Source organism: Paenibacillus sp. FSL K6-0108 (assembly GCF_045040695.1).
In the GTDB taxonomy this organism is placed as follows: Bacteria; Bacillota; Bacilli; order Paenibacillales; family Paenibacillaceae; genus Paenibacillus; species Paenibacillus pabuli_B.
The window spans coordinates 4,402,079-4,415,852 of record NZ_CP150288.1; the positions used below are offsets into that span (position 1 = coordinate 4,402,079).

A 13,774-nucleotide genomic window follows, 5' to 3' on the forward strand; every position below is an offset into this window, starting at 1 on the left:
CCATTAAGAAAAGCCGATAAACACACAGAAGCTGTGTGTTTATCGGCTTTTTGACTTTCCATCTTATCACGAATGACAATTTCCTGTTCTTGGAATCAATACAAAATTAAAGATCTGATAAAAAAGAAAGTACACAGAACACCCAACAATAGAAACATCTTAGCTGACTGACGCTCATTCTTCCACAATCGAAATGTATTAGCAATATTCAAAATTACCAATGCAAGCATATTAATTCTAGTATTCATTTCAACAAAATTGATACAAAGTAGAATAAATACCACGATCCCTACAAAAAGAAACCATTTCGGCATATCCTTGGCAAGCCTTTTGATCATTTCATCCCCTTTTAAAATTTATATTCTATCTCAAAAAGGGTATTCTTCAACTTTATTGAAATACCTTTATAATTGGTTTATGCCAAAGCGAAAAAAATGGGTCATTAAGATATGAGGAAATTTCTGAATTGTTCGGTTTCCTCGTCCCCCCATATGACACGATGTCATTTTTATTGTTGACGTGTGACACGGTGTCATATATAATTCATTAATCAGCAATTGTGACACAGTGTCACTTATTAAGATTGGAGGTTTATATTTGCCAAAAAAAACTTTTTTTCACTTATCTAAGGATAAACAGGACACTTTAATTCAATGTGCTAAAAAGGAATTTTCTCGAGTTCCATTACATGAAGCTTCCATCGCCAATATTATCAAAGCCGCGGGAATCTCCAGAGGAAGTTTTTATCAATACTTCGAGGAAAAAGAAGATCTATATTATTATCTGTTGAACCAGTCTTCACAGAAAAATAATGAACGATTTATCGCGGCTTTAAAGGAGAAAAACGGAGATCTCTTTGAAGCTTTCATCGTTTCATTTCAATTTATGATTCAGAATCACACCAATCAGGAACACAAAAACTTTTTCAGAAATGCCTTTTTAAATATGAATTATAAAACGGAAAAAACATTTACGAATAATATTTATGAAGAAAATCGAAATAGTCAGCTTTTAGCTATTTTTAGCTTAATGAATACAGAAAATTTAAATATACAAGGGGAACGGGAACTGCAGCATATTCTCAAAATCATTATTGCCGTAACTTTTGATAACCTTATTCAAGTATTCGTAAAGGATTTAACGTATGAAGAAGCGTTAAAAAATTATAGTGAGCAAATGGATTTATTAAAAAGAGGATTTAAAAAAATACAATAAACAGAAGTGCAAAAAAGGAGAAAAGAAATATATGGATTCAGCTTTACAAGAAAAAAAACCGCCCTACTTAATGATTGCAATTCTTTTTATTGGTGCATTTGTTTCATTTCTAAATAACTCGCTCTTAAATGTAGCGCTCCCATCCATCATGGTGGATTTAAACATTAAAGACTATTCCACGATCCAGTGGTTGTCTACTGGCTATATGCTGGTCAGTGGTATATTGATTCCGGCGTCAGCATTTTTATTAACACGTTTCTCTAATAGAAGTTTATTTATTACCTCCATGGCTATTTTCACTTTAGGTACAGCCATAGCAGCGATTGCACCAAATTTTGGTTTATTGCTTACAGGAAGAATGGTTCAAGCAGCAGGCTCTTCAGTAATGGGGCCACTGTTAATGAATATTATGCTGGTAAGCTTCCCCCGAGAAAAACGTGGAACAGCAATGGGTATTTTCGGATTAGTTATGATTACAGCCCCCGCAATCGGGCCAACGCTATCAGGTTTTATTGTAGAATATTATGACTGGCGTTTACTTTTCGAAATGATTTTACCGTTAGCCGTCATTAGTTTACTGTTAGGGATTTGGAAATCCAAAAATGTAATGCAGCAAAACAAAAATGCAACACTGGACTATTTCTCGATCATATTATCTTCCATCGGTTTTGGTGGTTTGTTATATGGGTTCAGTTCTGCAAGTTCAGATGGCTGGACAGATCAAGTTGTCTTAATCACTTTAATCGTTGGAGCTATTGCCCTGATCACCTTTGTTGTCCGTCAATTGAAAATGGATACACCATTATTGGATTTACGGGTTTACAAGTATCCGATGTTTGCCCTTGGCTCTGTTATTGCAATTGTAAACGCAGTGGCGATGTTTTCCGGTATGATTTTAACACCGGCATACGTCCAAAACGTAAGAGGTATTACACCACTTGATTCAGGTTTAATGATGCTGCCTGGTGCGATCATCATGGGGATTATGTCACCTATTACAGGTAAACTGTTTGATAAATACGGCCCTCGTGTTCTTGGCATAATCGGGCTTACGATTACAGCGATCTCAACGTACATGTTGGCAAACCTGCAAATTGACTCGACTCACACTTATATTATCCTTGTGTACACTCTGCGTATGTTTGGTATGGCTATGGTGATGATGCCTATTATGACTAACGGCCTGAATCAATTGCCAACACGCTTAAATCCACATGGTACAGCTGTCAACAATACCGCTCAACAGGTGTCCGGTTCGATTGGTACGGCTATTCTGATTACGATTATGAATTCGGCAACAAAAACAAAAGCTGAAGATTTAATGACTGGTGTTGATCCAACAACTTTGACAGCAGCCAATAAAGCTCTATTAACCCAAGAAGCGTTATTAGCCGGAATCCAATATTCATTCTATATAACACTTGGCATTAATATTGTCGCATTAATATTAGTTTTCTTCATTAAACGTGCGGAAGTCAAAGATGAACCTGTCGAGGCTTTAAAAAATCAGCAGGGTAAAACCAAAACAAAACCCGCGGTAAATTAATGAAACGCATTTGATCAAAAAACAATACAGACAAATTAAGAAAAAAATCAAAGAATATATAATAAAAATGGAGTCTACTATCGTTAAGATAGCAGGCTCCATTTTCTCTTCCCTCTAAAGTTACATGTTATGTATGTTTTCAATTTAATCGACCGGGTAAATATTCATCAATGATTTGTTCAATTGGGAGGTTAGGTCAATATGTTTATGGAATTAACCATCAAGCTGGTGATTAGCTTTTTTGGGCTATGGGCCATCACTTTTATTACCGGCAGAAAAACGCTCAGCCAACTTACACCGCTAGATTTCCTATCCTCATTAGTACTCAGTGAAATTGTTGGGAATACGCTTTATGATGACGAGGTAAACATATCTCAACTTATATATGCATTGGCAGTCTGGAGTGCGCTCTCTTACCTTTTTGAGAAAGTAACTACCCGGTTTGTAAAATTCGGCTATGTGGCAGAAGGCCGGGTTGCTCTTTTAATTGATAATGGAGAGGTGAATCAAAGTTTACTCAAGAAATATGATATTGAATTTAAACAATTGCTCTCCATGCTTCGAAAACAGAATGTTTTTTCGCTTCAAGAGGTCAAACATGCCGTCTTAGAAATAGACGGTTCTCTATCCGTTCTTCGTAAACCTGAATATGAACCACCATCTGCTCAAGATTTGGGCCTCGAAACACATTCCGATAGTTTTGCTATTACCGTGATTGATAAAGGGGAATTGCTGAAAATGTCGATGAGAGGAAAGCACATTGATATGGATAAAGTAAGAATCGAGATGCAAAAACAGGGATATGACAATATTAAGGATATAGCTTACGCGGAGTATGGCGAGGATGGAACGCTTTATATCATACCGAGAAAGAGAAAGAAAAACCGAAAGATCATCAGAAATATGACATGAAATCCAATTTTTCCCTTTACCTAAAAAGTACATTAAGTCCATTTATCTCCAGGATCATAATTAACCTATTAGGGGGAACACTTGAGATCCGTTTAAATATAAATAAATTTTAAAGAAAGAGCTATCTACAAAATGTCAAACTTTCTTCATACTATTGAGACAATCCATTGACTTGTCTGTGACAATAGTCATGTTGTTATGATAGTTCTGATATATTATTTCATGAGATTAATGATCTGGATCGTAATGTTAATGAGTAGATACCTACCATCATTACTGTAAGGATATTAGGAGGAATAAGATTGTGTTATTAGCGATATTAAGTATTGTAATGGTCGTACTGTTTACAGCATTTATTGTTCTGAAAACGTATAAGCGAAAAGAAAAACTTACAGGTATGCCTGGCATGATGATCGCTATGACCATTGGCATGATGTCGAGCCTTGTACTCGGTGTACAATTAGGCATTGTATTTCCACGTGATTTAACAGTCCCATCCATTGCCGCTATATTGTTCGGATTAGGAGCTGGATATTTTACAGGCAAGCCTATCAGCATATTGGCATCTTTGGATGGAATGTTGGCAGGAATTATGGGCGGTATGATGGGAGCAATGCTCGGGGTAATGATTGGTCCTTCCTATATCATGATGATATTTGTTGACATCCTATTCATTTTTATTTTCAGCGTAGCTTTTCAATTGTCGAATCAAGAAGCGAATACTAGTGATAAAACAAATAAAAATGGTATAGGTATGCCGTTTATTGGAGGTATACTTACTGTAGCTTTTGGAATTGTAGCTGTGGGTGCAACGTTATTTTACCAATTTCAACCGAATGATACATCGGCAATTAAATCACAAGACTCACAGCGTGAGCAAGCTAATTCTGTTCAAGAAAATTCAGGATATCAGATTGTTTCCGTCGACGTAAAATCAGATGGTTTTAGTCAAGAAAATATTAAAGTAAAAGCTGGCGTTCCAACGAAAATAAATTTTATAAAACATTCAGGTTATACATGTATAAGAAGCGTTCAGTCTAAAGATTTAGGAATAGATGTGTATCTAGAAAAAGGAGACAACTTCATTACCTTAAAAGATCTGAAACCTGGAACGTACAACTTTAACTGTGGCATGTACATGTATTATGGAACGATCACCGTAGTATAAGCGAGAAATGTAGGATCATATTAGGGAATTTTATGTCAGTTAATCATGACACAACGTTCCCTATTTTAATTTGTTTTTGTTGACCTTTATATAACAAAAAACCGCCAGCGAAAGCTAGCGGAAATGCTAAAGCTACTATTAAATCAAGAAGGCTTTAGAGATGATAACCAACAGAATAAACAATACGAGAATTGCACCAACGGACGTGAAAGCACCGTATCCTCCACCAAGTCCGCCTACATTTCCATATCCAACTTCACTCATGTTTCTTCCCCCTCTTTTGTGGTATGTGTTAGATTATTCAGGGTTTGTTCATTTGACAAGGCTAAAAATAAAAATAGGCTGCTGCTTCCTCTTCCCTTTCAACCGTAAGCTTTTTGTAAGAATGAATTAATAAAAAATTAGGATTCACACTCTAGAATGAAGATATATCGGTTGATATCATTCATATCTATTAAGAGGACAACAATGAGTTTAACGAGAGAATTGGGCAGCTTCAAGAAGTACATAGTAGGGTTCATGGCATTATGGATTGTGGTAGCATGCGGTGCAGGTACCGGTTATGCAAGCATTGAACCTGCGACAAGGCAGACGTTAGCGCTTGAGCATGCGACGATTGTAGATGTAAGATCCGGAAAGTTAACCCGCGATCAGACCATCATCATTAAGGATAACAAGATCAGTTACATTGGAAGTAGCAGTCAAACGGCTATATGGAAAACGAGTATTCAAGCGGGAATACCTGCCCCACGTCTTGTCTATGCGGGTTCAACTTCCAATATGTCAAACCATTTACATGAGTCTCTCCGCCCTCAGTGATGAGTTCAATACCTGAGAGCTTCCCACTCGGATAGATACGACTTGACATCGTATACCCTTCATTTGCGAACATTTCAATGGATGAACGATCCAGAAATACATGTAATGTGAGCAGTCCCTCAGCATTTAAGGCTGCACGACGAACACCATCCGTCTTCTTGCCTGATTTGGAACAATCAAGCATAAGCTTCTGATCCGCAATGGAATATGTGATAACCGTTTCCTCATGACCTGTACCGCGAAGCTTCAAGCCTACCCGTTCCGCACTTGTCTTCGTCAGGTCGAATACAACTTTCACTTCAATCAGATCCGCTTCAATTTCTGTCAAGGAACTTCCAGAAATCACATGATCTCGATACACAACATGTTCACTTTGGCGAAGAAGCTTCATTTCTTCTACCGGATTCATCAGCACCTTGTCATTCTCATCCAATGTAAGCACGCGTGGAATCGTTAGTGCACCGCACCAACCGTCTGCTTTTGTTGGCATATCGGCTTCCCACATATCCATCCAGCCGATCGCAATCCGGCGACCTTGATCATCTGAGAAAGTTTGGACCGCGTAGAAGTCATGACCATGATCAAGCTCAATGAACTCTCCATGTTTGTATTTATTATGTTCATAATCATATTCCCCAACATAGTATCCAGTCTGGCATAAGTTATTGTAGTCATCTCCTTGCGCATCAATACCTTGAGCAGAGAATACAAATACATGGTTAAACGTGAAAGGACATGCTCCAGCCTATATTGAATCTTGGCTCAAATTAAAACGACAGTCCAGTAAATTACTGTTCTGTCGTTAAAATAAACATGATATTAATTGCATGCATGGTGATCAAGCGAGCTCATCTGCCCTTACAAGTTCAGATCATCTGCAAGTGCTTCAACTCCTGTGAAAATCGAATCCCCATAACCCCAGAAGTTGTTGAAATCAATAACATAAATTTTCTTGTTCTTAATCGCGTTTATACTTTGCAATTGCTTGTTAGCTAGCAGCTTTTCAATTGTTTGTTCCGGATCAATACCCCCGGCATATTTAGAAATAATCATGGCATCTGGATTGATCTCGATTAGCTTTTCCAAACTGAGCGTGCCTTCTTCATTAATTAGCATATTATGCATATTTATTAAAGACATTGCACTTTCAATAAACGTGTCTCCATTCCCGTTGTAAACTCCAATGGTTCCATCTCCATTATCAAAAAAAGATGCATAATTGATCGTTTCAGCGTTTGCTCGAGCCGATAACGCTTTTTCACGTTCTTTTAGCTGCTCAATATATGCTGCTGCATTCGCTTGTACATTAAATATTTCACCTAGCTCAGTAATATCCTGATATAGATTATCCAATGTTGCATCAGTGACACTGGTACTTTGTACAAACGTTTTGATACTCATTTCATTCAGACTGTTTACCGTACCAACCCCCCAGTCAGCATCCTCAAACAATCCACCGCGCCCCATAACCAGATCAGGGGATGCACCTATGGTGACTTCCTTTCCTACATACCCTTCAGCCAGCACAGGGATTTTTTTGAACTCTTCTGCAATATCATCAGGTACATTGCCAAACAATGCTGCTACTCCAACAATCTTGTCAGTCAAGCCTAGACGAATTAATAACTCAGCTGCACCTTGTGTATTTGCAACAACTCGTTCAGGTGCCTTTTCAAAAGTCTGTTCCTTTGTCACCCATGCACCGTTTTCAGTTGTGTAGTTGGAAACGACTAACGGGTACGTAGTTTGAGCTGCGCCTGAATCGTCTGAATCCGTTTTTTTCTCATCTGTAGACACATTTGTAGCGCTATCCGTCACTGCTTCCTGTGAGCTTGTATCTGCATCTTTGCTGCTGCCATTGTTACTGGAGCAAGCTGCTAGCACAAAAATAAATGCAGCAATTAAACATAGGATCGCTCCCTTTTTTACTGTTAAAAACATTCAAAATCTCTCCCTTTTCAATTCATTTCTCTTTTTGGCCATTATGTATAACAGTTATGGTCAGTATACAGCAATTGTCGAACCAAGTAAATGAGAATTGTAATCATTCTCATTTACTTGGTTGTTCTATTTTCCTTATTCTCTTAATCTCCCAGCAGGACGAGCGGTCCCTGTCTGTGTTGGCGCATGTTAGTAACAAGCTTTTCCATACGAAACGCATAAGCAGTCAAACTTCGATCAATGGCTATCGAACAAATAATCATGACCACCCGTCCAACGGGTGGTTTGCTCTTGGGGTATAACCCCCTGTTGCCAAACTGCGCCTAAAGACGCTAGCCTGACAGCAGGGCTGTTCAGGCTCAGTGTTATTTGTCTCTTTCACTTACCAGTTAAACTGGTTTTACTTCTTTTTGCTCCGATTACTGCTGAATGGATCTTCATATTCTTTTACACTCAGCTTATCTAACGCTTGATCATGTGCTTCTTGCTCACGAATATACTTTCTTACCGTTGCTTCATTTAGACCCACTGTACTCACATAGTACCCTTCTGCCCAAAACTTTCGATTGCCGTATTTATCCTTGAGCTGGGCATGTTTTTCGAATATCATGAGCGAACTTTTTCACTTTAGATATCCCATGAACGTTGAGACTGCAATTTTCGGTGGAATCGCTACCAACATATGGACATGGTCGGGCATCATGTGACCTTCTATAATCTCTACTCCTTTGTACTTACACAAACGTTTGAAGATTTCAATTAAATCTTTTCTTACTTGATTATAGATTTCTTTCCGTCTATACTTCGGGGTAAACACAATGTGGTATTTACACATCCACTTTGTGTGAGCTAGGCTGTAGCTCTTGTTTGCCATCAATGACCATTCCTTTCTTTTGAGCCTGAACATCTCAATTTTATTGGAATGGTCTTGGTGGTCAAACCCTCGATCCCTCCACCCGCATGCGGGTGGTTTTTTTTTTTAGCGCGTTTCACGCACTCAACTGGCTAAAGCCATAATAAAAAAAGAGGAACCATTGTCACGGTTCCTCTTCATTATTCAGCTGTGTAAGAAGCCACGAACATTACTGACTAAAGGCTTGTTAGTTAGCGTGTTGGCTAACAACTCATGGGCAGGCAGTCGACAGAAACCTAACGCCCTCCTGTGCGAGAACGGATGCTATCTGTAAGGGGTGGAATGCTTTGTGGGTTATTAAATACATTTTTCGGATCATATTTCGTTTTTACTTTCCGCAATCTGGCATAGTTCTTTCCATAATAGGTTGGCCCTGGATTTTTAATACCTTGGTCTGGTACGTTAATGTAGGACCCTACAATATAAGGCTGCATTTTCTTTCTGGTATTCCGAGCCAAGGCAATATTTTTGGTCGCATGGGATGGCTTCACCCATGAACTGTTCCACTCAACATAAAATTCAGCGTCTCGCCAATAGAATGCAGTGGCTCGAGGAGCGACTCGACTTACAGCTCCACCCCAGTTAAGGAAGTAGAAACCGGCTGGTGTGCCTTCCTCTGCTTTTTCCAGAAACTCGCGCATGGCTTTGAAGGCTTTATCCGGGAATGGGCGTCTGCCAAAGCCACTGGAAAACTGGTTACTGAACCTTTGCTTGAGCACAGGATCTGGGGCTAGCAAAAACTTCGTGGCTGCCCTGTATGGCAGGTAAAGAATTGTTTTTTTAGTAGGTGTGCCTACGCTAAGAATGGGCTCCAACTGACGGAGGGCTTCACTCTTCGAACCGAGGTATACCCCTAGCATGCTTACATTTCCGCCTTTTTTGGGACCAACGCTTAATTCACTTCCCAGCTTGGTACTGGCCTTAGGCGCCCATACTTGCCATTTCTTCACAACTTTTTCGAACTGATCCCATGGCCATGTGATACTAAATACAGTAACTTTGGCTGGAGAGCGCCTTACTTTGAATTTATATTTAGTGTATACACCGAAGTTGCCGCCTCCGCCGCCACGTGTAGCCCAGAGAAGATCGGAATTTTGCTTTTTGTTCGCCCGAATAATCCGCCCTTTAGCGTCAACCATTTCGAGTTCGATTAGATTATCACTGATGAGACCCGTTGTCCTTTGCAGTGGACCAATTCCGCCACCAGGTGTTATTCCACCAATCCCAACCGTTGGACTATCACCAAATGGGGCCATATATCCTTGTCGAGCCAACGTATCCACGATTCTTCCTACCCGATTACCTGTCTCAACGACGGCCGTTCCGCTTTTTTTGTTTAACTTGATTTTCTTCATTTCGCTAACATCGATGACTATACCACCATTGACTTGTGAAAGGTTGGACTCTAAAGCATGCCTCCCACTTCTAGGCCGAATAGGGACCTTATTCTGGCGCGCCCATCTTATAGCGTTAGCTACATCCTGTGTTTTTTGAGCGAATACAAAAACTTTAGGAAATCTGTCCGTATGGGGATCCCAATTTTTCCGGGCTACATCATAACCAGGATCACCTTTAAAGATCACTCGCCCTGTAAGTTTAATTTTTGAATTCACGTCTCAGTCCAACTCCTCAGCAATAGAATTAAATACCTTTCATTAACAAATTAGGCTGATTCCATATAACGTATGTAGATAAATCGTGTTACGTTTGGGCGTATAAAAATACAAAAATACCGGATCCCGAGCAACCTATGCCCAAAATCCGATATTTTTGAATGAAATCATTTTTTAATCCATTTACTTCAGATGGATCTTAAAGGTATCTCCTGCTTTACCACCAAAAACGATAAAACCATCTTTGGGAAGCAGCGTTGATTGTTGTTTGGATGCTATGGAAAAATGGACTACTTCACCTTTATCGTTATACACCGCAAAACCTCCGCTTTCTGGAGAATCCACCGTTAATGATTTGTTCGCTGAGCGGGAGTCGATGGCATACCATCTAGCTTGACCGCTTGACGGAATGGTGGTGATTCCAGTTTTCCCGCCAAAGATTGGAGCAATGGAATCCTCTGCAACATATTCCTGTCCGTTCTGAATCAATACTTCAGCACCATTCTTCGTGTAGAATTGCAAATCGAATACATCTCTTCCATTCATAACAGGAATCTGAGCGATATTTTTTGCATTGTCTGGATCAACGACTAATGTGCCGTTGGCGTAACCGTTATTTATATCGACGGTCAGATTCTTGATGAGCATCGAAGGAAGCAGATAGAAGATCGACGTTATTTTTTCATCCAGTGCGTAATATTTCGATCCGTTGCGAGCCGCCCACTTCTCTGTCGTTGCTGTGTCCAGGGCATTATGCTCCAATTTCTGATAATCATAGGTGTTCATCAACATTTGACCTAAACCAGGTAACGTAATATTCGCCATAACTTTAACATAAACCTTGTCGTTTTTTTCTTTCACAAAACCGATCTTTACGCTTCCATCGGGACTCGTAAATTGTCCATCACCTGTGTACACATAGCTCTGCTCCGGGATAATCCCCCCTTGCAAAGCAGGCAGTTTGAACTCACCATTTTGAATGTCTATATTCAGCGTTTCGCCTACCGTTCCATACAGACCGGAATACGCAGTCAACTCTGTCGGCATTGTCACCTTAACGGGTGATGTGAATGTCTGATCCGGCTTGATCTCATCTATGATGCCTTGATCCTCCAGTACCTCAAGCAGAACATTACTGGCAAACATCTGATTGTAGATCGAAGATCCTCCTGATGACAGAACAGCCATTGAAATATCATGTTCAGGTATTGCGATTAACGATGCATGATACATCATGGTGTCTCCTCCTTTGGTAAGTGCAGTAATGCCGTAATCGCTGAAAGGCGCAAGTTCAACGGCGTCCCACCCTAGTCCGTAGTTGAAGCTGTTTCTGTCTTCAGATACCCAGATTCCTTGACGATATTCATGATTTTGCATGGCCTTTGCCGCAGATTTGGACAAAATGTCTGTCCTTTTCCCCATTAATACTTCTGCGAACTCGGTTAATTCTTCTGCAGTTGAATAGATTCCACCTGTACCAAGAATGTTGGCATTTTCGACAGGCATTTTCGTTTCAATCCCAGGCCAATACGTCTCGGATAACTGATCTCTGTTGAATGAATCCAGTGGGGTCTTGGTTGTTTCCAACTGCAACGGATTGCTGATGAACTTGGCAATGTATTCGCTGTAACTTAATCCACTCACCCGTTCAACCAATATTTCAAGCAACTGAAAACCATCATTACAATAGACCGAATAGGCTCCCGGAGTTGATTTAAGCTGCTCTGTCTTGAGTTTGAGCAATAATTCATCATGATTGCGGGTGTCATTATCGTCAAACAACATGCTGTTCCCATAATGTGTACCGTAAAGTCCGGATGAGTGATTCATCAGCATGCGAGGTGTGATTTGGGTATAACGCTCATCCGCCATCTTAAAATCTTTAATATAGGAAGTAAGAGGCTGATCCAAATCTACTTTTCCAGAATCGACCAGCATCATGGTAGCTGCGGTGACATACATCTTGCTTACAGAGCCAATCCCGAACATGCTGTCCTTGTCCACTGGCAGCTGTGATGCCTTGTCGTGAAGTCCGACGCCATCTGACAAAATGAGCTTTCCTTCATCCATAATGGCATATTGCAAACTTGTGACTCCGTAATTTTTCATCAACTCCGTGGCAATACTATTCGCCCTAACCTCAATTGTTGAACCCGCGTTCGCCTCTGCCATGACGTTCGTCATTGGAGTGATCACTAGCACTGCCGTGCATAACATACTGATTAGTTTTTTCATCATAACTTCCTCCCTCAACTACTGTTTATATGATAGATTCATCATATCCGGGAAGATGTACATCGTGATCTAATGAACCCTGAATGGAAAAAAACAATCCCTGAACGGTATCTTCAGGGATTGTTTGTGTGAAACGGAAGCACAACCATATTATTGAATGTTCGATGTTGATTCTCGATACTCATATGTCCGCCATACTTCTCGCTCATTCTCGCGATGTTGGTAAGTCCGATCCCGTGAAACTCCGGATTGGCCTTCTCGCTTTTCAAGTGAGTTATTCGCTCCTCCACATGATTCATAATTTGGATTACGAGTGCAGATGCCGTGGAGTGAATGGCAATCAGAATATATCGGTCTTCGGCATGCCTGACCTTTTTGGAAGCCTCGATGGCATTATCCAGCATATTGCCGAGAACAACGCATAGATCATATCGATCGATATGCACATGCTGTGAATGAAGCCCAATTCGGGTATCGATTCGAATCCCGTTTGCCTGCCCCATGGCAATGGTGTTCGTAACAAGAGCATCGATCACAAGATTGCCGGAGTTCACCCGTTGGTATGCTCCTTCGATCTTGTTTAACGTGAGTCTAATATGATCACCGGCAGCATCAAGTTTGTGTTGCTTGATGCATTCGTCAATGTACAGAAACTGTTGGTTAATATCATGGATGATGCTTTTAATGTTTTTGAAACTGTGAACGGTCTTCTCATAGTTGGCATCCTGATAATCCATTTGACGCTGCAATTGAGCATTTTCATGCGCGAGTTGAACCTTTTCTACCATATTATCGAATACATAAACAATGAACACATTAAGAAAAAGGGAGCCTAGCACAGAAATGACATAAAAGAGGTTTTTTTCACTATAAGTCGAAGCCACATTGATCTGATAGATCGTAATGGTGGGTACAACCAAAAACAAGAAATAATAACGATAATGAACAGCGAAACTTCTGCGTTTGGCGATTAAACGCACAATCTGGATGACAATGAACATGATACTGCAACCAAGCAACATCACCTTGGAGAACACCCAATAATACTCCCCATTGTAGTGATCCCATATGCTGTAATCCTTGGAGTCCAGTGTACTGATAATATATACAGCAATGTAATTCGCTGTTGTCAGCAGTACCGCATACAAGACGGTAAATGCAAGTTTAATTATGAATTCCACTTTATAGGATTGCGCCAGGCTGAAGATGAATAACAGAGCAAAAGCAGATGAAATGAGCGGTGAAAATGATGAGGTTAAATAGAAACAACCCAGTATAATAAATACAGTGAAATATAGGGCTCTGTATGGCTTTCGTTTGGACTTGCCCAGCACTGAATCGAAATAAAAATTCACCTGGAACGCCATAAGTAAGGGAACAACGATAACGGACAAGATCATATATGCATCCAT

9 protein-coding genes and 2 pseudogenes are annotated in these 13,774 nt (G+C 40.1%); 4 read left to right on the forward strand and 7 right to left on the reverse strand.

The window, feature by feature from the left end; genetic code table 11:
- The first annotated feature begins 597 nt into the window (after positions 1–597).
- The 4 genes from MHB49_RS19725 to MHB49_RS19740 all read left to right on the forward strand — a co-directional run bounded on the left by MHB49_RS19725 (position 598) and on the right by MHB49_RS19740 (position 4,841).
- Positions 598–1,215, forward strand: coding sequence for a TetR/AcrR family transcriptional regulator (locus tag MHB49_RS19725; protein WP_405152681.1), 618 nt, complete (start codon positions 598–600; stop codon positions 1,213–1,215).
- A gap of 31 nt (positions 1,216–1,246) precedes the next feature.
- Positions 1,247–2,761 (forward strand): DHA2 family efflux MFS transporter permease subunit, encoded by a 1,515-nt coding sequence (locus MHB49_RS19730; protein ID WP_405152682.1) that lies wholly within the window; start codon positions 1,247–1,249, stop codon positions 2,759–2,761.
- A 201-nt stretch (positions 2,762–2,962) separates the two neighbouring features.
- The gene (locus tag MHB49_RS19735; protein ID WP_405152683.1) at positions 2,963–3,673 is read left to right on the forward strand and encodes a DUF421 domain-containing protein; all 711 of its coding nucleotides are present in this window, start codon (positions 2,963–2,965) and stop codon (positions 3,671–3,673) included.
- 304 nt (positions 3,674–3,977) lie between these two features.
- A complete protein-coding gene (locus MHB49_RS19740) occupies positions 3,978–4,841 on the forward strand; it encodes a cupredoxin domain-containing protein (protein WP_405152684.1) in 864 nt (287 codons plus the stop codon).
- 138 nt (positions 4,842–4,979) lie between these two features.
- On the opposite strand, the gene MHB49_RS19745 is transcribed toward MHB49_RS19740, so the two are convergent.
- The 7 genes and pseudogenes from MHB49_RS19745 to MHB49_RS19775 form a co-directional block, all read right to left on the reverse strand.
- The gene (locus tag MHB49_RS19745) at positions 4,980–5,105 is read right to left on the reverse strand and encodes a YjcZ family sporulation protein (RefSeq protein WP_247897844.1); all 126 of its coding nucleotides are present in this window, start codon (positions 5,103–5,105) and stop codon (positions 4,980–4,982) included.
- Positions 5,106–5,550: 445 nt separating this feature from the next.
- Positions 5,551–6,378: pseudogene (locus tag MHB49_RS19750) on the reverse strand (glycoside hydrolase family 32 protein); the annotation flags it as partial.
- 140 nt (positions 6,379–6,518) lie between these two features.
- Positions 6,519–7,601, reverse strand: a complete 1,083-nt coding sequence (locus MHB49_RS19755; RefSeq protein ID WP_405152685.1) for an ABC transporter substrate-binding protein — start codon at positions 7,599–7,601, stop codon at positions 6,519–6,521.
- Positions 7,602–8,001: 400 nt separating this feature from the next.
- A pseudogene (gene tnpA, locus MHB49_RS19760) lies at positions 8,002–8,475 on the reverse strand (IS200/IS605 family transposase).
- A 275-nt stretch (positions 8,476–8,750) separates the two neighbouring features.
- Complete coding sequence (locus tag MHB49_RS19765) at positions 8,751–10,127, reverse strand: FAD-binding oxidoreductase (RefSeq protein ID WP_247897852.1); 1,377 nt, start codon at positions 10,125–10,127, stop codon at positions 8,751–8,753.
- Between the two features lie 183 nt (positions 10,128–10,310).
- The gene (locus MHB49_RS19770) at positions 10,311–12,362 is read right to left on the reverse strand and encodes a serine hydrolase domain-containing protein (RefSeq protein ID WP_405157193.1); all 2,052 of its coding nucleotides are present in this window, start codon (positions 12,360–12,362) and stop codon (positions 10,311–10,313) included.
- A 113-nt stretch (positions 12,363–12,475) separates the two neighbouring features.
- Complete coding sequence (locus MHB49_RS19775) at positions 12,476–13,774, reverse strand: GHKL domain-containing protein (protein ID WP_405152686.1); 1,299 nt, start codon at positions 13,772–13,774, stop codon at positions 12,476–12,478.

What these genes read in the sequence shown, in the direction of transcription:
- MHB49_RS19770 (WP_405157193.1), bottom strand. Translation starts at nt 12,362, where the DNA reads ATGAAAAAACTAATCAGTATGTTATGCACGGCAGTGCTAGTGATCACT.
- MHB49_RS19730 (WP_405152682.1), top strand. Translation starts at nt 1,247, where the DNA reads ATGGATTCAGCTTTACAAGAAAAAAAACCGCCCTACTTAATGATTGCA.
- MHB49_RS19755 (WP_405152685.1), bottom strand. Translation starts at nt 7,601, where the DNA reads ATGTTTTTAACAGTAAAAAAGGGAGCGATCCTATGTTTAATTGCTGCA.
- MHB49_RS19745 (WP_247897844.1), bottom strand. Translation starts at nt 5,105, where the DNA reads ATGAGTGAAGTTGGATATGGAAATGTAGGCGGACTTGGTGGAGGATAC.
- MHB49_RS19735 (WP_405152683.1), top strand. Translation starts at nt 2,963, where the DNA reads ATGTTTATGGAATTAACCATCAAGCTGGTGATTAGCTTTTTTGGGCTA.
- MHB49_RS19775 (WP_405152686.1), bottom strand. Translation starts at nt 13,774, where the DNA reads ATGGATGCATATATGATCTTGTCCGTTATCGTTGTTCCCTTACTTATG.